1 pseudogene is annotated in these 1,056 nt (G+C 46.7%); it reads right to left on the bottom strand.

The features are described from left to right. A pseudogene (locus R7F07_RS25415) lies at positions 1 to 972 on the bottom strand (thiamine pyrophosphate-binding protein); the annotation flags it as partial. Positions 973 to 1,056 lie beyond the last annotated feature (84 nt).

The raw sequence follows: 1,056 nt of genomic DNA, 5'->3' as shown, positions 1-1,056 counted from the left end.
ACTTTGACGTTTTTGGAGATCGACGACGGATCAATATCAATGTGCATCACTTTCGCATTTGGACAGTACTTCTCAAGGTTATTGGTGGTGCGGTCATCAAAACGCACCCCAATACCGAAGATCAGATCCGCTTCGTGCATCGCCATATTGGCTTCGTAGGTACCGTGCATCCCCAACATACCAAGCGAGTTTTTGTGAGTCCCCGGAAATGCACCTAGGCCCATTAAGGTACTGACAACTGGCAGGTTAAGTTTGTCTGCCAGTTCTAAAATATGTTCGTGAGCACCAGAAATGACTGCGCCACCACCGACATAAAGCACCGGTTTTTTCGCTTCAATCAAAGACTTCAGTGCTTTCTTGATTTGGCCTTTATGACCCGAAGTGGTTGGCTTGTATGAACGCATCGAAATGCTTTCTGGATATTGGTAAGGCAGTTTGATTTGCGGATTCATTACGTCTTTTGGCAAATCAATCACAACTGGCCCAGGACTACCCGTTGTTTAAATGTAGAAGGCTTTTTTGATCGTTTCAGGGATATCTTCCGCCTTTTTCACCAAAAAGCTGTGTTTTACTACCGGACGAGAGACGCCCACGATGTCACATTCTTGGAAAGCATCGTTACCAATCAGGCTGTTTGGCACGTTCCCTGAAATCACGATCATCGGAATGGAGTCCATGTACGCCGTTGCAATACCGGTAATGGTATTGGTTGCGCCAGGCCCTGAACATACCAGTACCACACCCGGCTTACCTGTTGCGCGAGCATAGCCATCAGCCATGTGCGTCGCAGCCTGTTCGTGTCTTACTAGTACGTGTTTAATTTGGTCGGTTTTTGCGTGCAGTGCATCATAGATATCCAAAACGGAACCACCCGGATAACCGAAGATCTGCTCTACGTTTTCCTCTATCAGAGATTGCACCACCATCTCTGCACCTGACAACATTGCTGTCATAATTGCTCTCCTTACCCAGAATTCCACACCGTAAGGTCAACGGATTGGTCTGGTTTTACATAGTCTAGGTCTTATTCGTAGCCTAATCGAAATACTTCCACGT

The sequence above is a fragment of the Vibrio sp. YT-16 genome, from assembly GCF_033337405.1.
GTDB lineage: Bacteria > Pseudomonadota > Gammaproteobacteria > Enterobacterales > Vibrionaceae > Vibrio > Vibrio alginolyticus.
The sequence above is the reverse complement of the archived record's forward strand: the minus strand, read 5'-3'. Positions and strand labels throughout refer to the sequence as shown.